Source organism: Balneola sp. (assembly GCA_003712055.1).
Lineage (GTDB): Bacteria > Bacteroidota > Rhodothermia > Balneolales > Balneolaceae > RHLJ01.
Genome location: RHLJ01000007.1, coordinates 56,465 through 82,257, shown reverse-complemented (window position 1 = coordinate 82,257; position 25,793 = coordinate 56,465). Strand labels below are relative to the sequence as shown.

The 25,793-nt window shown below is 40.0% G+C and carries 21 protein-coding genes and 1 tRNA gene; 10 read left to right on the top strand and 12 right to left on the bottom strand.

Annotation, left to right across the window (positions count from 1 at the left end):
- Window positions 1-2,205 (bottom strand): S9 family peptidase, encoded by a 2,205-nt coding sequence (locus ED557_14950; GenBank protein RNC79378.1) that lies wholly within the window; start codon window positions 2,203-2,205, stop codon window positions 1-3.
- A gap of 190 nt (window positions 2,206-2,395) precedes the next feature.
- Between ED557_14950 and ED557_14945 the strand changes: the two genes are divergently transcribed.
- The 3 genes from ED557_14945 to ED557_14935 all read left to right on the top strand — a co-directional run bounded on the left by ED557_14945 (window position 2,396) and on the right by ED557_14935 (window position 5,624).
- A complete protein-coding gene (locus tag ED557_14945; GenBank protein RNC79377.1) occupies window positions 2,396-3,031 on the top strand; it encodes a hypothetical protein in 636 nt (211 codons plus the stop codon).
- Window positions 3,032-3,097: 66 nt separating this feature from the next.
- Entirely contained in the window at window positions 3,098-4,507 is a 1,410-nt protein-coding gene (locus tag ED557_14940; GenBank protein RNC79376.1) for a hypothetical protein, read from the top strand.
- A 175-nt stretch (window positions 4,508-4,682) separates the two neighbouring features.
- Window positions 4,683-5,624, top strand: a complete 942-nt coding sequence (locus tag ED557_14935) for a hypothetical protein (GenBank protein RNC79375.1) — start codon at window positions 4,683-4,685, stop codon at window positions 5,622-5,624.
- 186 nt (window positions 5,625-5,810) lie between these two features.
- Here the strand turns inward: ED557_14935 and ED557_14930 are convergent.
- Window positions 5,811-5,883: transfer RNA gene (locus ED557_14930), tRNA-Gly, on the bottom strand.
- A gap of 142 nt (window positions 5,884-6,025) precedes the next feature.
- On the opposite strand from ED557_14930, the gene ED557_14925 reads away from it, so the two are divergent.
- Window positions 6,026-6,286, top strand: coding sequence for a hypothetical protein (locus ED557_14925; protein RNC79374.1), 261 nt, complete (start codon window positions 6,026-6,028; stop codon window positions 6,284-6,286).
- On the opposite strand, the gene ED557_14920 is transcribed toward ED557_14925, so the two are convergent.
- Window positions 6,283-6,966: a hypothetical protein gene (locus ED557_14920; GenBank protein RNC79373.1), complete on the bottom strand. Its 684-nt coding sequence runs from the start codon at window positions 6,964-6,966 to the stop codon at window positions 6,283-6,285. The genes ED557_14925 and ED557_14920 overlap by 4 nt on opposite strands.
- Window positions 6,967-7,017: 51 nt before the next feature.
- On the opposite strand from ED557_14920, the gene ED557_14915 reads away from it, so the two are divergent.
- Entirely contained in the window at window positions 7,018-7,458 is a 441-nt protein-coding gene (locus ED557_14915; GenBank protein RNC79372.1) for a hypothetical protein, read from the top strand.
- Window positions 7,459-7,466: 8 nt separating this feature from the next.
- On the opposite strand, the gene ED557_14910 is transcribed toward ED557_14915, so the two are convergent.
- A complete protein-coding gene (locus ED557_14910; GenBank protein ID RNC79371.1) occupies window positions 7,467-9,389 on the bottom strand; it encodes a hypothetical protein in 1,923 nt (640 codons plus the stop codon).
- A 114-nt stretch (window positions 9,390-9,503) separates the two neighbouring features.
- Here ED557_14910 and ED557_14905 point away from each other — a divergent pair, with 114 nt between their 5' ends.
- Entirely contained in the window at window positions 9,504-10,430 is a 927-nt protein-coding gene (locus tag ED557_14905; GenBank protein ID RNC79370.1) for a glyoxylate/hydroxypyruvate reductase A, read from the top strand.
- A gap of 146 nt (window positions 10,431-10,576) precedes the next feature.
- Here ED557_14905 and crcB read toward each other — a convergent pair whose 3' ends face one another.
- The 3 genes from crcB to ED557_14890 all read right to left on the bottom strand — a co-directional run bounded on the left by crcB (window position 10,577) and on the right by ED557_14890 (window position 14,929).
- Window positions 10,577-10,969 (bottom strand): fluoride efflux transporter CrcB, encoded by a 393-nt coding sequence (crcB, locus tag ED557_14900; protein RNC79369.1) that lies wholly within the window; start codon window positions 10,967-10,969, stop codon window positions 10,577-10,579.
- Window positions 10,970-10,973: 4 nt separating this feature from the next.
- On the bottom strand, window positions 10,974-12,062 hold the full coding sequence (locus tag ED557_14895) for a branched-chain amino acid aminotransferase (protein RNC79368.1): 1,089 nt from the start codon (window positions 12,060-12,062) through the stop codon (window positions 10,974-10,976).
- 65 nt (window positions 12,063-12,127) lie between these two features.
- Window positions 12,128-14,929, bottom strand: coding sequence for a phosphoenolpyruvate carboxylase (locus ED557_14890; protein RNC79367.1), 2,802 nt, complete (start codon window positions 14,927-14,929; stop codon window positions 12,128-12,130).
- A gap of 131 nt (window positions 14,930-15,060) precedes the next feature.
- Here ED557_14890 and ED557_14885 point away from each other — a divergent pair, with 131 nt between their 5' ends.
- Both ED557_14885 and ED557_14880 read left to right on the top strand, forming a co-directional pair.
- A complete protein-coding gene (locus ED557_14885) occupies window positions 15,061-15,630 on the top strand; it encodes a DNA-3-methyladenine glycosylase I (GenBank protein ID RNC79366.1) in 570 nt (189 codons plus the stop codon).
- Between the two features lie 161 nt (window positions 15,631-15,791).
- Complete coding sequence (locus ED557_14880) at window positions 15,792-16,580, top strand: hypothetical protein (GenBank protein RNC79365.1); 789 nt, start codon at window positions 15,792-15,794, stop codon at window positions 16,578-16,580.
- A gap of 110 nt (window positions 16,581-16,690) precedes the next feature.
- On the opposite strand, the gene ED557_14875 is transcribed toward ED557_14880, so the two are convergent.
- The gene (locus ED557_14875) at window positions 16,691-18,907 is read right to left on the bottom strand and encodes a hydrolase (protein RNC79364.1); all 2,217 of its coding nucleotides are present in this window, start codon (window positions 18,905-18,907) and stop codon (window positions 16,691-16,693) included.
- Between the two features lie 582 nt (window positions 18,908-19,489).
- Here ED557_14875 and ED557_14870 point away from each other — a divergent pair.
- Entirely contained in the window at window positions 19,490-20,782 is a 1,293-nt protein-coding gene (locus ED557_14870; protein ID RNC79363.1) for an amino acid permease, read from the top strand.
- Between the two features lie 86 nt (window positions 20,783-20,868).
- Here the strand turns inward: ED557_14870 and ED557_14865 are convergent, their stop codons facing one another.
- A complete protein-coding gene (locus ED557_14865; protein ID RNC79362.1) occupies window positions 20,869-21,639 on the bottom strand; it encodes a sulfite exporter TauE/SafE family protein in 771 nt (256 codons plus the stop codon).
- Between the two features lies 1 nt (window position 21,640).
- Window positions 21,641-23,056, bottom strand: coding sequence for an MBL fold metallo-hydrolase (locus ED557_14860; protein RNC79361.1), 1,416 nt, complete (start codon window positions 23,054-23,056; stop codon window positions 21,641-21,643).
- A gap of 170 nt (window positions 23,057-23,226) precedes the next feature.
- Between ED557_14860 and ED557_14855 the strand changes: the two genes are divergently transcribed.
- Window positions 23,227-23,751 carry a DinB family protein gene (locus ED557_14855; GenBank protein RNC79360.1) on the top strand — a complete coding sequence of 175 codons (525 nt, stop codon included), beginning with the start codon at window positions 23,227-23,229 and terminating at the stop codon, window positions 23,749-23,751.
- Window positions 23,752-23,809: 58 nt separating this feature from the next.
- Here the strand turns inward: ED557_14855 and ED557_14850 are convergent, their stop codons facing one another.
- Together ED557_14850 and ED557_14845 are read right to left on the bottom strand one after the other, a co-directional pair.
- A complete protein-coding gene (locus tag ED557_14850; protein RNC79359.1) occupies window positions 23,810-24,817 on the bottom strand; it encodes a hypothetical protein in 1,008 nt (335 codons plus the stop codon).
- Window positions 24,814-25,629 (bottom strand): UDP-2,3-diacylglucosamine diphosphatase, encoded by an 816-nt coding sequence (locus ED557_14845; GenBank protein RNC79358.1) that lies wholly within the window; start codon window positions 25,627-25,629, stop codon window positions 24,814-24,816. Before ED557_14845 ends, ED557_14850 begins: the two co-directional genes overlap by 4 nt.
- Between the last annotated feature and the right edge of the window lie 164 nt (window positions 25,630-25,793).

Here is a 25,793-nt window from a genome sequence, read left to right as displayed (position 1 = left end):
TTATTCCTCGTCCTCCTCTGGAAAGAAATGCTCCTCATACCAATCGAGCACCGTTTCCCAGTGGTGATAATAATCTTCAACACGCCCGGCACGACCAGCCCCATGACCACCATAACGATAATGTACCCATTTCACTTTCTTATCCAGGCGACGAAGTGCATAGTACATTTCACGCTGATTGGTTTCAGGCACGTTCCAGTCGCCTTCACCGGTTAGCATTAGTAATGGAGTTTTGATTCGGTCGGCATACATCACTGCTGAATGTGCAATGTATTTGTCTTCCGCTTCCCATAGAGATTGCCCTATGCGATCCTGTCCAACTTCTGCGGCGTTGTAATTTCGTGTCGTGATTTTAGGAGAATCACCAAGGAATGATATAATGTTAACCTTACCAGAAGTATTTATGGCAGCAGCAAATCGATCTGTTTGGGTAATTAAGAGATTGGCTGCATACCCACCATAAGAAATCCCCTGAACGCCTAGCTTATTTGGGTCCACTAATCCCCGGTCTACCAGTTTATTGATGGCTGGCATTACCCCTTTCATCCAGGCTTCGCCCGGATACCCACGCTCTAAATCCACGGATGGACGAAGTACAAAGTAATTTTGGGCCGTAAGGATATTGATAAAGGTATTAAATCCATTATTGAAAAAGGTCTCATACACATAAGCTACCAGTGGATATCGTTTACCTTCCTCATAATCTACTGGATAATAAAGCACCCCATACAGTGTATCTCCATCAATATCGGTGTATTGGATGAGCTCGGAAGTTGCCAGTTGCTTATTGGCCGCCCAATCATGTATCTGAGTAAGCTGACGTACATTTTGCATTTGAGCATCTGCAACAAATAATTCATTAGGATGAGCTCCATCACTCTGCTCGAAAAAAATTACATCTGACTCTTCAGGAAAAACCCAGCCTGAATATACATCTCCGTCGATGCGAAGATCTTCCATGCTTTGAGTTTCGAGGTTGTACCGTGTAATTCCACGCTCCCATTTATCACGAGCTGAATAACCCAAGTACAGGTACGCCCCATCCTGCGACCAATGAGCTATCCATCTTCTTGGTGCTTTATTGGGATTTTTAGGGAAGGTATAAACCATTTCAACCGAGCCGCTATCCAATCCACTTAAGTGATACCCTTTTTCCGACTGCAATAGAATCTTCTGATCCTGTGGATGCCATCTAAGCACAGAAAACTCGAGTTCAGTTGTATCTTCATCTGCAATGAATTCATACGCTCCAGCAGTGATTTCTCTGGGAGAAGAGGTTTCTGCTTGTTGAATAAAAATTTTGCCGTCTTCCTCATAAGCGTAGGCACTTCCGGCATTATTCCAATCCCAGTTAGGATAATCAGTCGTGCGTTCTAGCAAGGTATCAACCGACATATCCTCCAGGTTCAGTTTATAGAATTCATACTCCGAATCATCACCACGGCCGTACACTGTTTTCAATACAAAGGTTCTGCTATAGACCAGGTGCTTTGCGTTTTCTTCCAATACCAAATCATCGATCAGGCCTTCATCGGTAAGAATGGTCACATTTCGATTTGAAAGGTTAATAGATGCCACATGATTTTTTCTTTCCTGACTCCACACTCGTGCCCAGGCAAGAGTTGTGCTGTCTGATGTTTGAACTGTGATGGGGCCTTCTGCTAATTCCTTATACATAGAATCCGCTTTGGCTCTCCAGTTCTCAGCACGCAAGCCAACAATAATGGCTGAATCATCCGGATGCCAATACAGGAAATAGTCGGAGAGTTCGAGATCCGTTTTTGGTTTTATCTGGCGATGTCGGTTACGATTTACCTCATATACGAACAACTGGTAGCGCTGATCAACCAATTTGAGATAAGCCAATTTGGAATCGTCATTGGAAAAGAAAAAACCACTTACCTGAGAACCCGGAGGAAGCAATTCCTCTTGCTCTCCACTTTCGGTATCGATGAGTAAATATTCAGCCGTGTTCTTTTGAACATAGGTTGGATCTGCGAAACGGTCGTGATTAACCCCCAACCGATCGCCTCGGCCAGCTACACGAACAACCACAAATTTCCCGTCTTTAGTAACAGCTGAAACAGAAATATTCTGTGCTTTCAACCCATCGGCTATTTCAAATTTCGTTTTTTCCTGAGCCTGAACAGCAGATAAAGAAATGAATAGAATAGCTGCTGTGATCAGGGTTAGTGTCTTCCCCATTTCATGAATCCCGTTAGTTAGAATGAGTCACTAAAGAACAGGGATTTCCTGTTTGATGCAAGGGTTGTTTTTGTAACCCTAAAGCCGATCGTATTACTCTTTATTCCCAAAAGACCGTTGTACTTCTAGCTTCATTTTTACACCTTAACTTATTATTTGTATTAATATAACGTACCCTTATTAGGAATCAATGAATCCATTAACCGAAAAAGAAATTGATCAACTCGGGAAACGAGCTAAAATATTGAGTACGATCTCTTTTTTAGCCCTTGTCTACTATTTCGCTGGGGGTTCGTTTGAATCGGAATTCAAGTTTTTAGGTGGAGGAATTACCTTTTCTAATCCAGACCGGTTGGAGTTTTTTGCGCTGGCCTTCTATCTCATCATTTACTACAGATACTACATCCTCCTATCAGGAAGGCTAAAAGAGATTTATATACACCAAAGACAAGCGGTTTATGCACATATTTCAATTAAAAAGTATGTGCAGAAAATTGTTTATAATTATTTAGTTACACTCGAAAGTGTCCCTGAACACAGGATAAAGAACTATAGAATAGAGAAAACAACTATTCCTGAACATTGGACAGAAGTGCTCTTTTCTGAAGAAGGTTTTCGTGTCGGGGTAGATGGATATAATGACAACTACATAGGTTTACCAGGTTATGGGTTTCGATCATATGAATTATTTAAGATTCGATTGAAAATGCTATATAGATATCTTGTAGGCATGAATGAATCTCACATTTATTTCTATCCTACATTGATCTTTGCCGTTACGTTTTTCATACTCATTAAAGATTGGATATTTAACCTATTTGCCTGACTATGTGCGGACGTTACACCCTGACTTTTGAAGAAGTAAAAGAGCCTATTAAGGCTGAATAAATTTATGTCATTAAGAATAGATTTTACAGAATATGATTCCGAATATGGAGCTCTTTTTTATGGTTCAGAGCCATTAGCTGAGGTTCATTTTGATAAGAAAACTGAGCTACTACATATTGAGCTTCTTAAAGAATATCCATTAAACCACCCATTTGACCTAATTAAAATTTCCGATATATCAGAAATTTCTCCTGAATTTAACTTTTACACTTTTTTTGCTGACCCTGAATTGGGGTTTTATAATGAAGGTATTGACTTAGAATTTACTAAACATTTAGGTATAGACTTAGAATTTACTGAACGTGTAGGCTTTAATGAGATTTATTCGGTAACAACAGATTGTGTTATTCCAAGTTCTGACCTTGAAAACCCTTCAAATGCAATCTATTTATATTTTTTTCTTCATTTTTTAGATACTGTTAGAAGAATTTCACCGCACGTAGAATTTGAATACCGAACTATATCTTCTATTCAAAAATTATTTAAGTCACTAAGGAAGACACTCCATTATGAAGCTGCCTACCGAATTCCGCTTAAAACGACTTTTCCATCTTATAAAACAATAGAATCGGTTTTTGATATTATACATTCTTCAATTCGCTTGGCACATGCTTTTGCAATTGAACAAGTACAGTCGATGATCAATGATTACTCTTCACCAGAAACCTTTTCAAGAAGTATAGAATTTGAGCCAGAACACTTCGATTTCGGAGCCGAAGTACTTCGCTATTTTGGTACATACTTACGAGAAAAATACCCTGATGAAAAACCTCGGGTCCGTATTGAACAACAAGAACGTATCGTAAAATTATTCGTTAATACAGAAAGCGGGGAAGAAGAAGTCGTTGAAAAAGCTTTCAATGAGTATGGCTTGATGATGTCCGGTGCTGTTAAACCAGACCAATACTTTAATGATCCTATCTTAATTGCCAAATATGAAAATAAAATTGACCTTTTGAATCATGAGCTAGTTTCCATGCAACGAATCATAAAACTTCAGGAAAACAATCTTGAAAAATTTATGAAGCTTTTAGAAAAAAGTGTTTCCTCATCTACAAATGTTAATTTTTCATTAAGTAATTCGGCTTATATCAACCAGATGATTTCAATGGAGCAGGATATTACTGCGATCACCGACTTACTTGAGCAAATAGCCACTTCATTAAAAGAAGAAACTCTTGTTCATACGGAGCTTCAATCACTAATTCGAGACCTTGAGCAATTAAAAAATGAAACGGATCCCGAAGCCATTAAAAAATCATCAGGCATGAAAAAGCTCTGGGGTTTTGTCGATAAGTTTAATGATGGTCACACTTTTGCAGAGAATGTGTTCAAAACAGGGAAGAAAGGCCAGGAATTAGTGGTCAAACTAGCTCCTCAAATACTCGAACTTTTAGAGAAACTGCCCGGTTGATAGGTTTTCATAGAGCCTACTAACCTTTATCTCATCTGTGCTGATAAATAAGCACGTAGTTTCAAATTACTCTTTTATAGAATTTAAGCTTAAAGAGTGAATAATTCATTTTAGTGATTTATACTCCTAAATAATCTATAACAGAGAAGTATGAATATTAAATAAAGGGGACCTCATGAAAAAATTCACGCTTAAGAAGAAGGATAAAAAAGAGTATAGAGGGCCAATTCCTCCAGTAGCAGAAATGAATGAGGAAACCTGGGAGCTTTTGAAACGAAGATTATGGGAAGATTTTGCGAATAAGCTTTTTAGAATTGTCGGTGTAGCGCTTACACTATTTACAGTCATTAGTATCCTTGGATTCAATTTCTATATAGAGAATCTAGTTGAGAATAAAGTTGAACCACAAGTTCAAACAGCAATTGATACTTTTGATACTTTGAATACTTCTTTGAGTCAAAAGTCTTTAGAAACCTATCTTATTTCTAACTTATTGCTTTCTACACAGGAAGATTTTGATGACATAAGTGATCTTCATGTAAAAGCCATTGATGCATACATGTTATCTGAGTTCAATTATTTAGATATAAGGTCACTTAAAGAGGATGCATATATTAATAATGGTATATTTTCTAGTGAAGAAGAACGACAAAAATATATTTCCCTCCTCTATTTAAGTAGTCCTCAAAATTGTCGTTTACCAATTTCGAATAGGACAATACGCATGATTATTAGTATTACTTTTCCTGATAGTGTGAATTATAAATACTCAACTGGAACTCTATCGGAAAATGAATGGCGTTTATTTAATTCAAACAATAGTGATGCAACCCATTTGAGATATAGTTTTTACCGATGTGCCTATTTGTCGTCTCTTGACTATGTACAGAGCAGCCTTTATTTAAACTTATTCCGAGAACTAGACGATCCTTCACTGGAAAAACAGATTCATAGTTTCTATGAAAAGAATGTGGCAAATATTTTTGAGGAACAAATTCGGGAAACTTTGTATGACTCAACAGCTCTCCAAAAATATCAATACCAAATCGTTCCTTTTGGAAGACGACGTAACTTAGAAGGTTTAGAATACCTTGAAGCATTTCGAAAAAAAGACTAACTACTTCTTGCAAGCAACAGCTCTTCATCCACTTCATTTAAAAACCTCCAGCCTGAAGAGTCCAGGATATAGACCAGGTTGAAAAATCGACGTTCTTAAGTACCATACTTTTTTGATATTCATTTAAACCTTTCCTTCGAGCACAAAAAAAGGGTCTTCAACAACTGTCAAAGACCCTTCATTCTGAGCGAGAAACGAGACTCGAACTCGCGACCCCAACCTTGGCAAGGTTGTGCTCTACCAACTGAGCTATTCTCGCATTTCAATAAAAATGCCCTGTTTCCAGAGCGGCATCAAATATAAGACCTTATGGCGATTTATATCAATAGTTATTTTTGGAATTAAGAATATTTGAATTACGAAATAAGGAGTAATTTTTTGGTCAAAATTATTCCTTATTCATGTATTCTCCGGGGGTTTCTGAAAAGGAGATCAACCTTAACTTAATAAAACTACTTTATATGAAAGCGATAAAGTTTATGAATGGCTTAGGGCATGAACAGATATTAAATCTTAGTATTATTACCTCTATCGAAAAGCCTTCTGCTCAATCTAACTTAGTTCTCCATATTGGCAAAGAACATCTCCATGTTATACTGAAGGACAATACAGCCAGAAACGAACTTTTTGATAGAATTTGTAAGCTTCTCGAAGTTGATTAGTCAAAAATATCCAGATGACCAGCTAGTTCTTCATAACACTTTTCTGCATGACTAAAAGGAAAAGCGTGACCAACAATATCAAAAGAGTGGTAATAATTTAGCCTCCCAAAAAGACTCTTCATTTGCTCTACCTGGCTAAAAATGCTTATGTCGTCATATTGAGTTTCGTATAAAATCACTTTCGCATTCGCCTTAATGGGCACATTGCTTACCAGGTTATGATAATAGGCTTCAAGGTCGTTTTTAAGTAGTTCCTTGTCGCGTATGTCATAATCATCCATAGTTATCATTTTCTCGCCAGACTTAAACATCGCCTTCCAGAACAAATCAAGTGTATGATAAGGTTTATGATCAATGTCTTCCTGTAACTGCTGAACCACGTGATCTACCGTTCTACTCTTGCTCATTATTTCTTTCAGGTTATTGAAGGTGGAAAACAAAACAATGAGATGCGCATTCTTCCAATCAGCTTTCGAAACCCAATGCATTCCAAAACCCTGAACAAACAAGACGCGAACTGCCTCTTTATGTTTAAAATGTTGCTTGACGGGCTCGTTGAAATATCCCCGGTCATTTTTTTTGAATTCCACATGATCTTTAAAGAGTCCATCCCATTTATCCCAAAACTGAGCATTCATCCCCCACCCGTGATAGGTAATTACTTCAATAGTTCGTTTCATATTTTTTAACTATGTTCATTCGATTATTAACATAATAGAATCATTAGGGTTATGGGACAACAACAAATTATTATTTTGCTTTTGGTATTCATCATCGCTGTACTTGGCGTATTTCTTGGGATTCAATTAGTTGGAGAAACTAATCTTGAATTTACAGAGGGTGAATACACACAAATAATGTTGGAAAGCGGCGAGCTTTTTCAGGCCACTTACGAAAAACCGGAGTTATTTGGAGGGGCAAGCCATAATTGGAAAAAAGCAAACTTCAGTAATGTTCCCTGTACATATGGAGATATATCAGATCCACAAAACCGAAGTTGTCGCCAAGAAGACGGTAATTTTGTGATCTTCTTAACCTATCATGGAGATCATATGGCATTGAATGGTGTCGCTCATATTGGAGGGAAAGACAAAAATCACCTTTATACCCGACAATTATTGGTATATGCCGACAGTATCGTCTTTTCTACTGATTGGATTGGCCCTAGCTAGAGGATTAGCTACAGCGAAATCTCTTTGACAGAGTTAAGTAGCTTACCCAAAAACTTCTTGCCATAAACCCTGTCCACATGGTTCATATCGGCAATAACTACTAATAGTTCTTTGCTTCTGGAAAACGCTACATTAAGCAAACGAGGCACACTTAAGCCATTTTTAGTTTCATCAAAAGGGCGAACTGAATAGTGTCTTAGCTGACCATATTGAGCTTCTCCGCTCATTACGGTATCAAAGAGAATGACTTTCTTTTCCCTTCCCTGGAAGGTGTGAATAGTTCCCACTTCAATTCCCCGGAATCCTTTTTCCCTGAGATAACTTCGCACCTGGTAGGTGCTGCTTCGGAAAGGAACAATGATTCCTATTTCTTCCGGCTTATACTTTGAATTCAGTTTTTTGAGACTCTCTTCAATCAGGCGTTCATGCACCTGGTTTATAGGTTTAAATCCTCGTTCGGATTTCTCCTGTTCGATAGAAGGGCCATATTTGGAAGAGTCAACAAGAGCCACAGATGATGTTCCATTTAACACTTTTTGCTGTTCCGTCCCTGTTTCGAGCCTACCCTCATAAAAGACGGTACTGATCACCTGGGCTAAATCGGACTTTAATCGATACTGAGTATCAAAAAAGCAGGTGAAGTCCGGATATTCATCATGCCATTGGAATAACTGTTCGGTGGTTTCTGCTCCGGAAACGAAGGAGAATACATCCTGCTCCAAAAACTCCCTGGCCTCTGCATCCGAAGTAATCGCTATAGGAGGAAGCTGCATGGGGTCTCCGGCAACTACTAAATGGTGTTTGCTCTTTGCTGCCATAAGCAAGAGATATGGTATCCCTGCCATCGACGCTTCATCTACCACCACCGCATCATAACTGATGTTATAAAACAGTTCTGAAGTACACACTTTGGCCATCGTGGTGGCAACAAGTTTTCTTTTCTTGAGTTCATAACGCTCATTTAAGTTTATGAGCCGATCGATTTCATCTTCCACATGATCTATTCCTCCCAAGCGATCGATCTTTTCTCCCTGCAGCTGGCATTGCATATCCAGGGCCTGAGGAACATCCTCTCCATTAACCATCAACTCGTCCACTTGTTCTTGAAGCGCTTTGTATTGATCTAATAGCTGGGATAATTGAACAGCTTCTTCCTTTCTGGAATCTAGTTTTGCTTTCACCTGGTTTTCGAACAGCACTTCCTCCAGCCGTTCGTCATCGAGCCAGGCTTCTCCAAATCGGCACGACTCACTTTCATTAAACTCCGGGTAAATCTCATTCAGAGCATCCAGAATGCTTAACAGCCCTACGTCTACCGCTCGATTGGTATTAGATACAAATAATACCCGCTTTCCCTGTTTCAACAAGTTGGCAACCGAGAATCCAAGCGTAGCAGTTTTGCCTGTTCCGGGAGGACCCCAAACAAAAACGATATTGTTCTTAAGTGACTTTGCAATGGCATCACGCTGGGAGGCATTCCTGAGATCATCATAGTTGATCTCTCCTTCAAAAGTTGCTGATTCGTAATGCTCGTTGGGTTCCAGCAGTGCTTTTAACTGCGGAATTTGATCTACTTTTTCATCGAGAGTATGTAAATGTCCCTCCATCTTCCTGAGCACAAAATCGTTTTCCCACTCCAGGTACACTTCATCGATGAAGGCTCCTTCATCCTTTTCGAATTCCAGCCATACTTTGCCATCCTTGAAATCGATGACTTCTACATTCTTCCTGGGATCTAAACCAATTTGTGCGGTTACTTCTTCGGCAAATTTTAATCCCTGAGTGTTTGTTTCGAAGACGTATACATGATGCCCAGACTTTTTCTCTTTTTCACCTTTCGTCAGTACTTCGGATGAGGGGGTTTCCCGCACTGCTTCAATCTCTTTTCCTATCGCATATAAAGCCTTTTGGATGATTTTGTTTATAGACAAATGAACCGTAGTATTTTTTTGAATTATTTCGAGAAAGGTACTTAGATTTTCTATTCGTTATTTTGGCTGATTGTAAACTTTGAACATTTGGCAGTTATTTAATTCTTATATCTAATGTCTCTCTTACTCATTTCAAAAGGTCGTGATATGAATCCGTGGAAAGAAGCCCTCCTGGAAGTGGATTCTAACCTGGATATTGATGTGTGGCCTAGGGTTGAAAACAAACAACGAGTCACTTTTGCTTTAAGTTGGAGACATCCTGAAAAAGTATTAGATGGATATCCAAATCTTACGGTGGTTTCTTCATTAGGCGCGGGAGTAGATCATATTCTCAAGGATGAGAGTATCCCCAAGGCTGTTAAAATAGCCCGGGTTGTTATCCCTTCTTTAAAAGAACAAATGGCTGAATATGTATTGAATGCCGTTCAAAATTACAGGCTTCATACCTCAAGATATGTAGATCAAAAAAGAGAAGGCTTTTGGAGTACTCATGAACCCGTTCCCAAAGATCAATGTACAGTAGGCATCCTGGGATTAGGAGAAATGGGCATTGAAGTTGCGAAATCGTTAATGGCTAATGGTTTTTCAGTTAATGGATGGTCATCAACAAAAAAAGAGGTTGATGGAGTACACTGCTTTTCTGGTGATGAGTTGAATGAGTTTTTAGCTGCCACTAATGTTTTGGTTTGCCTACTTCCTCTTACTGAGCAAACAAAAGGCATTCTGGATTTGGATGTGTTCAAAAAACTCAAGTCTCCGTCTTTCATCATTAATGTTGCGAGGGGTGCGCATCTTATTGAGGAGGATTTAATCTATGCGCTGGATATAGGCGTACTTGAAGCCGCTTGTTTGGATGTGTTTGAAGAAGAACCACTTCCTGAAAACCATATTTTCTGGAATCGACCAAAGATTATGATCACCCCCCATGTGGCATCATTGACTAATCCTAAAGAAGCCGCTGAACTTATAGTAGAAAATTATAAGCGATCACTTTCGGGAATGCCTCTTTTGTATGAGGTGGATAGAACAAAGGGGTATTAAAACTAATTTCAGATAAGACACACTCTATATTTCTATGAAGCGTCATTCCGCAGCGAAAGCCGGAATCTAGATTCCCGCCTACGCGGGAATGACTTTAAAACCATGAGATTTCTTCTAAAGTCTCAGACTTATACGGTTTTAGCTATCTAGGAAAAAAGCTTCACCAGTAAGTAACCCAGCCAAACAAAAAGTAACCCTATCAAAACCTGCCCGGCTACATTAAGAAGCGCGAATGAAAAAGCCCCTTCTTTACCAAGTAGAAAGGAATCATTTATAAAGGTTGAAAAGGTGGTAAAGCCGCCCAGTAATCCAGTGAATACAAATAATCTAAGCTCTGTGTTTATCCATGCCTTTGCTTCAAAAATTCCAGCTAACAAGCCAATGAGCAAACACCCTAGAATATTGGTGAGGAAGATTCCGAACGGAAAGGAAGAATTCTCAAAGTACTCATCCACAGAAATAGAAAGCAGAAATCGGGAAACAGCCCCGATAAAACCTCCTGCCCCTATCGCCAAAAAAGTCCAGAGAGAAAACTGCAAAGAACTATACTTTTACTGAATGAACCCAACCGTATCGGTCTGCAATATCTCCATATTGGATTCCAGTGATTTCATCAAAGAGTCGTTTTGCAACATCCCCAATCTGTCCATTTCCAATATTGATGGTTGTTCCATCATGGTGAATCAAGCCTACAGGTGAGATAACGGCAGCTGTTCCCGAACCAAATACTTCTTTCAAGCTTCCATTTTGAGATGCTTCGAATACTTCATCGATAGAAATCCTTCGTTCTTCAACTCTGTAACCCCACTCTTTGGCAAGCTCAGTAACAGAATGACGAGTTACACCTGCTAATACAGAACCAGTAAGTTCAGGAGTAACCAGGGTATCGTTGATTAGGAAATGAATGTTCATCGTACCTACTTCTTCGATGTACTTATTTTCGATAGCATCTAACCAAAGTACCTGGGTATATCCTTCTTCCTGTGCTTTTTTAGCAGGAAGAAAGCTCGCTGCATAATTACCTGCCGTTTTTGCCTCTCCTGTGCCTCCCTTAACCGCTCTTACATAGCCATCAGGAGTAGTTAATGATACAGGGTTAAATCCTTCTGGGTAGTACGCTCCCACTGGAGAAGTAACGATGTAGTAATTATAAATATCAGAAACTCTTGCAGCCAGGTAATTGTCACTAGCGAAAATAACCGGGCGGAGATATAGAGCCGTACCGTGATCCTTAGGAACCCATGCTTTGTCCAGTCTCAGCAATTCTTCAAGAGCAGCAATAAAGGTCTCATAGTCCGTCTCAGGAATGCACATTCTTCGGCAGGAATTATTGAAGCGGGCAAAATGAACATCTGGTCGGAAAATATTGATAGTCTCTTCATCTACATAAAAAGCCTTCATTCCTTCAAATACAGCCTGACCATAATGCAGTGCATTTAATGCAGGGGTAGTCTCGATAGTCTGAAAGGGTTTAATAGAAGCCTCTCCCCATGTTCCGTTTTCAAAGACCATTTCAAACATATGGTCGCTGAATAGTCTTCCAAACTGAAGGTTATTAAAATCTACTTCTCCTATTCTGCTAGAGATAGCTCGTTCTACTTTCAATGCCGTTGATGTCATTAAATCTTCCATGGTTCTCTTTCTGTAATGTTTACTAGATGGGCGACGAAAGGTACTAAATTTTATGCTGCCTTTCACTACCCGGTACTCTGCATAGCAGCCGCTATGCCGTTTATGTTGAGGAATATCAACTCTGTTAATTCCTCTTTTTCCTCTTCTGTTGAAACCTTATCCCATCTCTTCAGCAGTTCACTCTGAATGATGTTTAATGGGTATGTAAAGGGGTTTCTGAATAAAATGGACCGTTGTATTACCGGATTATGCTCTAATACCTCTTTTGTTCCGGCAATAGTGGTTATTCCTTTTATCGTCTTATCTAAATCAGTAGTGATTTTCTCGTGAAAATTCAAATTTCCCGGTTCATTATAGATCGTAGATGTGGCTATATGCGTCCGTGCTATTTCACGTTGAGAGTTGTTCAATATTGTGAAAAAGAATCGCCATTCTTTCTGCCAGCGTGAAATAATCTCCTGTGCATCATCATACTTCTCGAAAATGGTAGTAAGTGCTTTTCCAATTCCATACCAGCCAGGGACATTATATCGAACCTGTGTCCATGCGAATACCCAGGGAATGGCTCTTAATCCATCAAAAGTAAGTTTACCTCCTTTTCCTCTCGAAACGGGGCGCGAAGCAATCGGAAGCTTACCAATATGTTCGATAGGAGTTATTCCATAATACCAATCCCAAAAATCCTCATCATCAATCAACCCTCGATAGGCCTCCATCGAAGTTTGAGCCAGTTCCTGCATCATATCCCACTCATAATCGGAATCACTAAGATACCCCGGTTTGTCTTTTTGAGTCATAGTCACTCTTACCATCGCATTCACAAGCTGCTCCAGGTGACGGTGAGCTATAGTGTGAAGTGAGTATCTAAACGAGATTACTTCTCCTTGTTCTGTAAATCGAATGCGTCCATTATTGCTAACCGGAGGCATGGCTACAATCGCTTTATTGGATTGCCCTCCACCCCTTCCAACAGTACCACCTGTTCCATGGAATAACCTAAAATCAATACCATATTTACGGCAGGTCATCCCCAAATCATATTGAGCTTTGTTCAGTGCCCAGTTAGCAGTTAAATATCCACCATCTTTGTTACTATCGGAGTATCCAAGCATAATTTCCTGGAAATTGCCACGAGCTTCAATTTGCTTGCTGAATAATGGATGCTCAAACATTTGTGCCATTTGCCCGGAACACGCTCCTAAATCCTCAACTGTCTCAAAAAGAGGTACTACATCCAAATGAGTTTCTACCTGCCCGTCGATATAACTCCATAATCCAAGCTCTTTGGCAATCAACAATACTTCAAGCATATCGCTGACTCCATGAGTCATACTGATGATATAACTACCAAAACTATTCTTATCCAGAGCAAGCATATCCCGGATTTCTTCAAATACCGTCATTACCCTGTTCGCCACTTCTGAGCGCTGTGTTTTGAATGGACTAAGTGGTCGGGGGTTTTGCAGCTCTTTTTCTAATACTTCAATTTTCTGTTCTTCACTAAGTGATGAATATGCATCTACAACCTGCCCCTTTTTCAGTAACTCCTCTACTGTTTCTTCATGCAGTCGGCTATGCTGACGGATATCCAGCGAGGTTAGATGAAAACCAAAGGTTTTGGCGCAGATCACCAGGTCCTGAAGCCTACCCTGCTCACTGAGGGCAGCCAAATCGTTTTCGATCAAACTGTCTCGGATCAAATCCAGGTCATTGATGAAATCTTCCGAAGTATACTTTGCAGCTACTTTTAGTACTTCTTCCTTTTCGAGGTTGATAGCATCCAGTTGTTCCTGGATATATTGCATCATATGAGTGATCTTCCGACGATATGGCTCCCTTTGATACCTTCGCTCATACAATTCACTCAACGGATTTGCGGTTTCTTCATCCCTAAGTGAAGCTCTCAAAGCATCCGAAATATCTGTCTCTTTATAGGAAATACTTAAATACCTACGTAGGTGATCCAGTTTCTTCAGGTACACACCCAAAACTGTTTTCCGCTGTTCCATCACCGTTTTCCAGGTCACTGATGAAGTTACATTTGGATTCCCATCCCTATCACTACCTATCCAGGATCGATATTTAAGAACGATCGGAATCTCTCCGGCCTCACCATAATAGGTTTCCAGTGCATTTCGAATATCCCGGTATAAGCTTGGCACCACGTCCCAAATGGTATGAGTAAAGAAAAAAAGTCCATTTTCCACCTCATCCTCTACCGACATACGTTCTGCCCGTACTTCATCTGTCATAAGTAGAAGCTTCATCTGGTTTAGGATTTCTTTTTTCAGATACTTCTTCTCGTCTTCTGTGTGGGATTTGCTACCAACTTCAGCTATCATTTTACTGATCTCATGCTGCTTGGAGAGCACACTTCGCCTTCGAGCTTCTGTTGGATGAGCGGTAATTGTAGGCTGGATGTCCATAGTTTCAAACACCTGGATAGCTTCTTCTAGCGAGTATCCAGCCTCCTTCATATTGTAGACCGCTTCAAGAATACTTTCATTTCTGGGCTTTTCGGGTGTCTCTTCACGCTCTCTTTTCCTGTTAATCCGGCTGATTTCATGCTGTTCAAGAGAATTTACCAGGTGGAAAAAAGTAGTATAGATGCGCAGAAATTCTTTAATGGTGTCAGCTGGCATACCAGCAATCTGATCCTGAAGCTGAGCTAATACTTCCTCCTTATTCTCATCTAATGCTTCTCTGCTTTTGAGGGGAAATTCGGCAAGCAATTCAACAAATGACTCTCCGGAACGCTCTTTGCAGAGTACTTCGAGGATTTCCGTTAACGTACAGATTTGATCTGCTAAGTGTTCGCTGATCTTGCTTTCTTGAGCGAGCTGATGTATGGTAGATTTCCAGGGCATGGGCTACTTCGAGGTCTTAATAAGTCTTTTTTATTGAGTGAGTGTAGGGAATGTAATTAATAATTCCCCCTTTTTTATTAACTGAATAAGAAGTTTCTTTTATCGTCATTCCCAGCTTAAATAATTCTGTAATGCAAGAAAAAATCCGTTGTGATTGGGCGAAAAGTCAATCTGAAGAGTACATTAAATACCACGATGAAGAGTGGGGAGTACCGGTTCATGATGACAGGGTCCATTTTGAGTTTCTTATTTTGGAGGGTGCTCAGGCTGGATTAAACTGGGCTACAATTCTCAAAAAAAGAGAAGGGTATCGAACTGCTTTTTCAGATTTTGATCCCGCGGTGGTAGCAAGCTATGATGAGAATAAAATCCAGGAACTACTCCAGTTTGAAGGAATTGTCAGGAATAAATTAAAAGTTAGAGGGGCCGTTACCAATGCCCAGAATTTCCTGAAGGTCCAAAAAGAATTCGGGAGCTTTGATGCTTATATCTGGCGGTTTGTGGATGGGAAACCAATAGTAGGTGGCTGGAAAACCATGAGTGAGGTACCGGTAACCACTCCAGAATCAGACGCATTAAGCAAGGATCTGAAGAAACGAGGATTTAAGTTCGTAGGAAGCACCATTATGTATGCCTATATGCAGGCTTGTGGGCTGGTGAATGATCATACGATCGACTGTTTTAGGTTTGATGAGGTTTGACCTTAACAAACAACGAGTTAATCTGAGGTTTCGCTACATCACTAAAACATCTCTACATATTAAACTTCCCAAACATTAGATCTTAATTTGCAATTAAAAATATTTTTATATGTATTTATGAGCAGGTAAATTTTTAATATTTACTTAATTGTAAGATTAGTATGACTATTTCATGGGTTGAGATTTTTTTTGGGGCATTACTTACAGCAATTGTACTAGCCTTTATCTTTAGTGGGAGATTTCGTCAGGATGTAATTGGAGGAAATGGAACAGCTAAGATTTTTGGAATACTAACAATAGAAGGTGTAACAATTGTAATCCTTTGTTTAATTTTCGTAGGTGCAATTATTTGGCTTAGGTCTCATACAGATGAAAGCTACAAAGCAGAAATAGACGGGTTCATTGAAGAGTTACATGCTGAATTAAAAGGAGAGAATCTTCGAATAGTTAAAAATAATATTGATGTTCTAATAACGGAGAATCAGAAAATTAAACAGCACCTAAGTCAAATCAATGCGATAGAAAAAATTTCTATTGAAGAATATATCGAGGTCTATTTTAATCTTAACGTTACATTTATCGATAGTACTGTAACCCCTCCAGAAAATAGGACTGTAAGAACTCTTAATCATAATAATGACTGGGCCTTCTCGCGTCATGCAGATAGATTTAGAGAGTTGTATTCAAAACTCCCATTTGAAATAAAGCCTCATGCTGACATTGGACAACCAAGCACAAAAATATACTCCAACGATATGGATTCCTCTGCTACATTTGGTCTGGTTTCTGGCTGGATTGAACCCCTGCCGTTCAATGAAAAAAAAACTGATTTTATCTATTTCATTCGCCTTAGATCAGCAAGATTCAACTATACCAACAGAGAGGGTAAAAATCACGCAAATTACCAAATCATAAAGATAAGAAATGAGTTACCTGAATTAAGGCCTTAATTCCAGTTTAATATAACTATACCAATTGATCTTGGACTTCATATATTTATTCGAACTTAGCCTAGATTGCAGAAACATTATTCCTTTTTCAGAAAATTGATAATAAACTGCTAAAACCGATGAGTATAGCTTAGTTTCACAATCCCGGCTTGGGTAGCTGTTTCTAACTGACCTAGCACGTTCTCTTCCCAGTTGTGATTGTAGACCAGAAACAGGTTCGATCCGGGAGTAATAATCCAGCGTAGCCTGTTGTTTAAACCCACTCCTCCGCTCACATTATCATATTGCAGATTGGTTGTGAAAAATAGCTCGGTTGTTAAATCCCAAACTCCTTCAAGCAATAGGATATCGGCATTAAAATCACCCTCCGGTAATCGAATCATTCTTCGGGTATAACTTGGGGATAGTTCTATTCCGGGAATGGGTCGAAAGTTTAGCTCGGCTTCTACTTCCGTCTCGGTACCTGTCCAGAATCCATTGTATTCAACTTCCAAGCCTGCGGATATTTTTCTGAACTGTGCGGTATTTATCCCAAATTCTGTATTCCAGTTTGTGTACTCATCAATCGGGATGATAATGCTTCCATCACGGCGAATATCAAACTCGAAATCCAGTAACTCGTAATTTCTGCCTACTCTCCAAAAAACTCGATCGCCTGACGAAAATCTTACATCACCGAGTGTGAAAATTAGGTTTTGTGTTAGAAGCGTAAAATCCAGGTCCGTGAGATGCTCAAACCTGATTCCCCATCTAACCTGATCTATGGTATTGCTGTTTGAGAACTGTGGGGTAAAATCGATAGAGGGTTGTAATCGTCGAAATGCAACTCTTCGTGCAAAGCCAACAGCCGGATTAAAGGCCTCGCCAAATTCACGGTATGAAACATGCCCGGACCAAGGGCGGTTTGGGAAATTCAAACGAAACCCACGAGATGAACGATCTAAAAACTCCGAAGTATTGTCATCCACTTCAGCAGGATTATGAAATACAAAGAACGCCTGAAACTGAAGGTTTTTATCTCCCAAAAATGATGAGGTTGCTAATTCTAAATCAGCACCAAGAGTGTGTCGATCCTGTAAAGAATCGACATCAGCGGTTGAACGACGTGTGTAAATAAGCCCGATCGTACTTTCGCTTCCAATATTGCGTTTTAGCCTGGCTACGGAAAAATTCTCGGCATCCAGATCACCACTTTCGCCGGTTCGCACATGTAGTATTGCGAGGTTGTTTTCTCCAACATTTCCTAATAACCGGGCTCCATAGGTGATGGGAATCGGGTTACCCGAATTTAGCCCAATTCTTCGGCTGAAATAAGGATTGATTCCACTACTTGGAGCAAATGAATAAATATTAGCTCCTTCCAAAAAGAAGTCCCTTTGTTCCGGAAAAGCGATTGGAAAACGAGTAAGGTTCACCTGCCGTTGATCCACTTCCGCTTCGGCGAAATCAGTGTTAAAGGTAACAGAGGCTTTCAAGCTGGGGGTAATATTATAATTGATATCAACACCGGCATCAGGACTTAACTCATTTTCCGTTTCACTCCCGGTTTGATCACTGGAAACGGTGCTGATTCCAAATGGAACGACTTCGAGTCCCAATCCCTGTGAAATATTCCTTAAACCTGTTATTAGGCCTGCATCTTGTGGTCGGGCAATCCCTTGATTTCTTCTATGACCTGTCCAAAGAGCAGTCTCATTTTTTCGTCGGATCACCCGCATAAAATTTACCCCCCAGTGATCGCTATTTTCATCAAAGTTGAGGGTACCGAATGGGATTTTTATCTCCGCAGACCAACCGAATTCACCGATATAAGTCCGGGCATCCCAAATGCCGTCCCAATTTAGATTGATGCCCCCACCCTGACCAGAACTCACCAAACCATCGGTTCTCATTCCATTTGGGTTGATCTCCATGAAATAGGCATTCCGTTGATCGTTGAACGTGTCAAAGATCCAGACAAAACGTTCATCGGATACAATACGCTGGTCTCTTCGTTTCTGAAATGCTTTGATTTGGGACGGATCGCTATCATATAGAATAACTCCTATGTACATATACTTATCGTCGTAAGCTATTTTTACTTCGGTTCTCTCGGTAGCCGGATCACCTTCAACCGGTGATTGTTGGGTAAATCCAGAAGCAGAGGGAATAGATTGCCAAAAAGATTCTTTTAAATTTCCATCGAATCGAAATGCAGCTTTCTCTTCTGCGGTCAATCGAGTTGATTGGATGGTTTTCTGTACCTCATCAACAGCCTGAAATGCAGCTAGGTTTTGACTAAAAAGTAATGCCCCACAGAGTATTAGTATTGATCGAGTTCTTTTCAAAATCAGTAGTTAGTATGTATAAACAAAGCGCTAACAAAAATAGGAGACCTAATAAATCCATGAGGTAAAATTATGTATGGTTGATTGGAAGCCACTATAACTACCAGTTGATGGGTGTTGTACTTTTGCCTTGATGCAAAAGTACCAAAAAATCAAGGCTATGAATTCTAGGCGGGTTCACCATTTCCTCGCTGAATAATTCCAATGGTCTTCATTCTATTCGTACATATTTTCTAATCGAGCCTGTGTGGAATTATTCGACCTTTGGTCACGCTCAAAAATGAGCTCACTTGTTCCGCCTATAATTCAAAGGCCGTTAATAATCCGGCCTTAGATTGATGGAGGGGTAGCATATAATCCATATCGTGAGTTCAAACCATAAAACCTGCTCGCTTGCGAGCGTTTGGTTTTATGTAGAACGAGCAGGATTATATGTCCGGAAGCAATCATAGCCGGGAGTTTTTGCTACTTTTGTCGGTACAAAAGTAGAAAGAACCGTTTTGATGGCCATGTACTTTTAGCGGTCCAAAAGAACGATAAATCATTTCTAGTTTTATGAGTGTAATCGATTAACTTCTGGCCATGAATACATCCACCAAAGAAAAACTACCCCGAAAACTTGGAACCTGGGGAATTTGGCTTCTTGTTGTAAATGGGTTAATCGGGGCGGGTATTTTTGGACTTCCTAGTGGAGCAAATGCCCTGGCAGGATCTTACAGCGTATGGATTTATGCCTTCTGTGCTATTCTTATCTTGCCTGTAATTCTCAGCTTTGCTGAATTGGGTAGCTACTTCAGAGGTACAGGTGGCCCTGTTAGATATGGTACAGAAGCTTTCGGCCCTTTCATCGGATTCCAAAGTGGATGGCTGTACTACATGGCTCGGATGATTTCCTTTGCTGCTAATTCCGTTCTCCTGGTCGAAAGTATAGGATATTTTTATGCTCCTGCTGGTGAAGGTATTGGACGTATTATCTCTCTGGCTATTATTTGTGGAGCACTTACCTTTGTCAATGTGCTTGGCTCCGTTGAATCAATTCGTTCACTTGCTGCCTTTACTGTCTTAAAATTTTCTGTACTCATCATGCTGGTATTTGGTGGGTTGGTGATGCTTGGTGGTGAAATTCTGCCTTCTTTCGAATCACAGCAACCAATTACTGAAAACCTTGGGGCTGCTACCCTTCTGCTTATATATGCTTTCGTAGGTTTTGAAGGAGGTGTTGTCCCTGCCGGTGAAACCAAGAATCCTGAACGAGATATGCCCAGAGCACTGATTCTTGGTTTAGGTTCTATTGTAATTCTCTATATGCTTATCCAGCTTGTAGCAGAGGCAGCAGTCCCTGATTTAGCTTCTTCAACTTCTCCACTACTGGATGCATCTTCGGCCTTATTTGGAGAAATAGGTGCTGTGATACTTATGATTGGAGTAGCAACTTCTGTGACCGGAAACCTGGTTAGTAATATGTTCTCTACTCCCCGGCTTACCTATGCCCTTTCTCTTGATAAATCACTCCCTAACTGGTTTGGAAAAGTTCATTCCAAATTCCTAACACCCTCAAATTCAGTGATTTTCTTTGGGGTTTTTTCTTTTATCGGTGCTGCTTTGGGTTCTTTTACTGCATTGGCGGCCATGACCGTTCTTTCTCGGGTGTTCTTCTATATCATCACTTGTGCAGCTGTACCAAAACTCCGCCCGAAGTTTAAAGGTGAGAATACCTTTACTCTAAAAGGAGGTTATACTATACCCGTTCTTGGGATTTTAGCCTGCCTTTGGCTGATGTTCCAGGTGAGCCTGAAGAACATTTGGATGACTGCTCTTTTTATCGCGGTAGGTTCAATTTTGTATTGGATTGGTAGGAAGCAGGTTAGGGACTAGGGAGCCCGATTGTAATTTCTCCTTCTCTTTAGTCAAAGAATCCGGCTTCACAGATCCCGGATCAAGTCCGGGATGACCTAAAAAAACTAAACCATAAAGGTCTTAGACAGATTACTCCAGAGGATAAAAGCACCCATGCCAATCAAGAATACTCCAAATCCCTTCTTTAGTGATTTCTGAGGTACCTTTTTACTTAGTCTTCCACCAACCATACTACCGATAATTCCTATGGCGGTGAAAATTGCCAGTAGTTCCCAATCAATATTCAGCTTCTCAACTCGGAGCACATCCAGATATTTATAGAAACCGATAAAACTCTTTGCTGCGATAATAGTAAGGCTTGTTCCAACAGCGATCCTCATTTTTAATCCACCGAATAAAACCAGCGCCGGTATGATCAAGAATCCTCCACCTACTCCTACTAATCCGGTAACTATCCCGACGATAGCACCTTCCAGGATGAGTATATATCGAGGAGCAGAATACCCTTTCTCCTTTTTCAGGCGCGGATTATCCTTCACCATTAAAAAAGCAGCTAAAAGCATTACTATCGCAAAAATGATTAATTGGGAATTCCCTGAAAGAAACTGAGAGAGTGTCGCCCCATAATAAGTTCCTACCATTCCCGGAACACCAAACCATAGCACGCTTTTCCAATCTATTTCCTTGCGCCATGCATAAGGGATAGCCCCAAATAAACTAATGGAAGCAACGATCCCAAGTGATTCAGCTATAGCCACTTTTTCAGGCTGGTCAACCAGATAAATAAGTACTGGTACTGTAAGAATCGAGCCCCCTGATCCTAATAGTCCAAGAGATAACCCAATTACTAATGCTCCCAACCAGGCCCAAAACATGTTACGCCTCGATCATCAGGTTATTCTTTTCCAGCCAGGGCTCTACGTTGTCATCTACATACTTCACTTCATACCCTTTTGACTCTAGCAAAGCAGATGCGAATGAAGCTCTGTTTCCGGATTTACAATGAATGAGGACTGGCTTTTCTGTTGGAATCTCTTCAAATCGATCAAGCAATCTGGTATGAGAAATATTAATTGCATCAGGATGATGACCTAGATCAAATTCAGATTTTTTTCGAGCATCTAATAATGTTGCCTCTCCCTGGGCCATTAGACTGTCCACATCTTCAAAGTCAATCGTTTCCGTAGAAACCAGCTCAACACCTGATTTAATTATATCCTCGGGAGTTGCATATCCTTTGATGTTATCTAACCCTACACGTATTAGATCGGTTACGGCCTCTTCAATTTGTGACTCATCAGCAATTAAGTATATATCCTGATGTTCCGTTATGTAAGAACCCGCGATGGTATTAAAGTCTTTTTTTAGTGTAGCCAACAAGGAATTTTTAAGATGACCAGCCATAAACTCAGTACGATTTCTGGTATCTAGTACAACTGCTGAATCTGTAGCGGTACTCTTTACAATTTCTTCGATAGATAATCTCTTTGGATTAGGAAGTTGCCCAAGAACCTTTGGACCTTTCTTGTTATCCCTCTTCATTCTCGCAAAATAGAGCGGGGGTTCTGGTTGCCCATCCAGGATGTAATCCACAAAATCCTTTTCTGTAATCGCCGATTTTATCGAAGTGTTGAACCGTTGCTCATAGCCAATTGTCGATTTAGGAACTGCTCCCAAAGCCTTCCCACATGCACTTCCAGCACCATGACCTGGCCATAATTGAAGATAGTCTGGCATGGTTTTAAACTTTTCAATGGATTTATATAAAGTCTTCGCAGAAGTTTCCATAGATCCTTCAAGACCTGCAGCGGTTTCTAATAAGTCCGGACGACCTACATCTCCTACAAAAACAAAATCACCAGACAGAATGCCCATTGGCTCATCTGTAGCAGCACCATCCGTAACTAAAAAACTGATGTGTTCAGGAGTATGGCCCGGGGTGTAAAGTACATCAAAGCGGATATTCCCAATACTGAACTGATCACCATCTTTAAGTAATTGGTAATCATATTGGCTTCCAATCAACCATTCATATTTCCAATCCTGGTCTCCTTCATCCGAAGCATAAACTTTCACTCCTCTTTCAGTATACTCTCTCAATCCGGAAAGGTAATCGGCATGAATATGAGTCTCACCAGCTGCAACAATGCTAAGACCATGCTTTGATGCAAGTTTCTCATATCGATCAATATCCCGCATAGGATCTATAACAATAGCTTCGCCGGTTTTTTGGCATCCAATTACATATGCATATTGTGCCAGTTTCTCTTCAAATACTTGTTCAAAAAACATATTACTTCGTTTTACAAATCTGTAGGTTTAATGCCCCTAAATGGATAGCGTATAAAGATACGAAAACCTGTGCATTTTACTTTTTATGAACTCTAGTCTTGAATCAAATATTGGTTCTTCAATTAAGCTTATATACATTGAAAAGAATCTCAATTTAAACCAAGTACACCATGGAAATTTGGGAAGATGAGTATCCTGATTCTTCAGAATACGCGCACTTTTATTCTACTTATGTGAGTCATGTAAAAAAAGGGAATGTTATTCATACTCTCAATAAACAAATGCACAACTTATTTACTTTAGCTAATTCTATACCTGGAGATAAGGCGTATTTCAAATATGCTCCTGATAAGTGGACTATCAAAGAAGTATTTGGACATATGATTGAAGCAGAGCGTTTGTTTAGCTATAGAGCCTTTGCCATAAGCAGAGGAGATGAACAAGCCTTACCTGGAATGGATCAGGACATATACATGGCTGAGAACAATTATAACAGTAGAGAATTAAGTAATCTTGCCAATGAATTCCTGGCAGTAAGGGTTTCCACTATCCACTTATTTGACAGCATGACTAAGGAAATGATCTCGCGTCAAGGAAATGCGAGCGGTATGGATGTTACTGTAAGAGCATTGGCTTTCATTATTGTAGGTCATGTTGCCCACCACGTTTCAATTATGAACGAGAGATACCTTTAGGAAGAAGGAATTGAACTTTGAACAAATGAACTTCGAAGTTCTATGTTCAATGTTTAGTTCAAGAAAGCTCCACCTCTTCCCCTATTCCTGCAGTAAGGATCTTATTGACGAGCACATCTTCGTCAGATATTTCAGGGAGCTCCAATGCTTCCCCATTTAGAATCCAGTCGCTTACTTTAGTTTTGAAAGAGCCATCAATGTTATAAATAACACTCCCGCCTAACTTCTCAAGTGCGGCTGCATTACATAATTGTTCATATTGGTTTCTGATAGGAATGGTCAGTAGTCTTTTGCCCAAAAACATTGATTCCGAAGTGGTTTCAAATCCAGTAGATGAAACTACACCTAAACAGCTTTCGAAGCTCTTTAGGAAACTATCCTTTCCAATTGGGCGAATATATACATTCCCTTTTTCGTAAGGCTCATCACAAGTGGGAGAAAAAATATGCCATTGCACCTGCTTTACCTGATTAAACACAGAACTGAGAGTTTCATGATCGAATGCAGGAAGGTAAACCGTGATGTGATCTCCCTGAAAAGGATTCAGTTCCTTGATTTGCTTTCTGATAATTGGAGGTTCAATAAAATCATCGTAGCGTAAATAATGAGAACCCACGGGAACCGAAAAAGGAGCAAAATGTTTCATCACTCCTTCTGCCATTAGCGACTTTTTTTGAGGCCTAGGTACATTTGGAGACATAAAGGCCGCTTGATGACTGATACCTACACAATTAACTCCAGCTGTTTGAGCAGCCCAGGCTGTGACTGGCTCGAAATCATTTACGACAAAATCGTATTCCTCCAGGGGAACAGATTGAATATCCTGTATGAATTTTACCGGTTTTAAATTGAGTGCCGTCTCTAAAAAATCCACACTACCCTTGCTGTCGTAGGTAAGGCTAATTCCCCGGGCTTTATAAGCTATCTCTCCATCGAGGTCCATGTGGAAGTTATATCCGCTTATAAGTACATCTACCTCTGCATACTCCCGCAGCTTTGGAAGCACAACTCTGGCCCGACTTATATGACCATGTCCGGTTCCTTGTACTCCGTATAGTATTCTCATCCTATCATAACTTTAGCATCATTCGTATGGCGCTGGATAAGTTGTGTTACCCTTGGGCTTTCCTGTAGTACCGTGTCTTCCTCATATCGGTAAAGGCTCCATTCATGGCCATCATATTCAAGACAGGTTAGATTTTCGATCCAGTCTCCTGAATTCAAATAAATCACAGAACCTTTCTCATTCTCATAACCGCGTATTTTTGGTTGATGTATATGACCACAAACCACATAATCATATCCTTCATCTATCGCGAGCTCCATAGCAGTTACTTCAAAATCATCAATAAAGTTAACTGCTGTTTTAACGCTGTCTTTAATTTTTTTAGAGAGAGATAACTTACCATACCCCAATTTCTGGGAGATTTTATTCACCCATCGGTTTAGGAGAATCAATAGCTCGTACCCTTTGCCCCCTAATTTAGCTAGCCATTTTGAGTACTTCATAGTCACGTCGAAAATGTCACCATGGAAGAACCATACCTTTTCCCCATTTAGCTCAAGAACAAGTTTATCGAGAATGAACAAAGGACCTAACTGAAGGCTGGATACTTTGCGAAGGGTTTCATCATGATTTCCGGTGAGATAATAGATATCTACTCCGTTAGTCATCATGGTTATTAAAGTACGGATTACGTGCATGTGGGCTTCCGGCCAGTAATACTTTTTGAACTGCCACATATCAATAAAATCCCCATTGAGGATTATCCGTTTTGGTTCAATTGAATTGAGATATTGGACAAGTTCAACAGCATGACAGCCAACAGTACCCAGATGAACGTCCGAGATTACTACCGTATCTAGGGATCTTTTCATAGCCTGTAAAGATGATTTATCGATTAAAATCTTGTTTTCTTGTTACCATAGAATAGCTTGCGTATTACCTTTAGGTAATGAAAAGGTTACGGGATTGTAACCTGGGTACTGTAATCACTCCTTTCTCTTTACAGATTTTGAAGTACTTTGTCTTAGTAACCAAC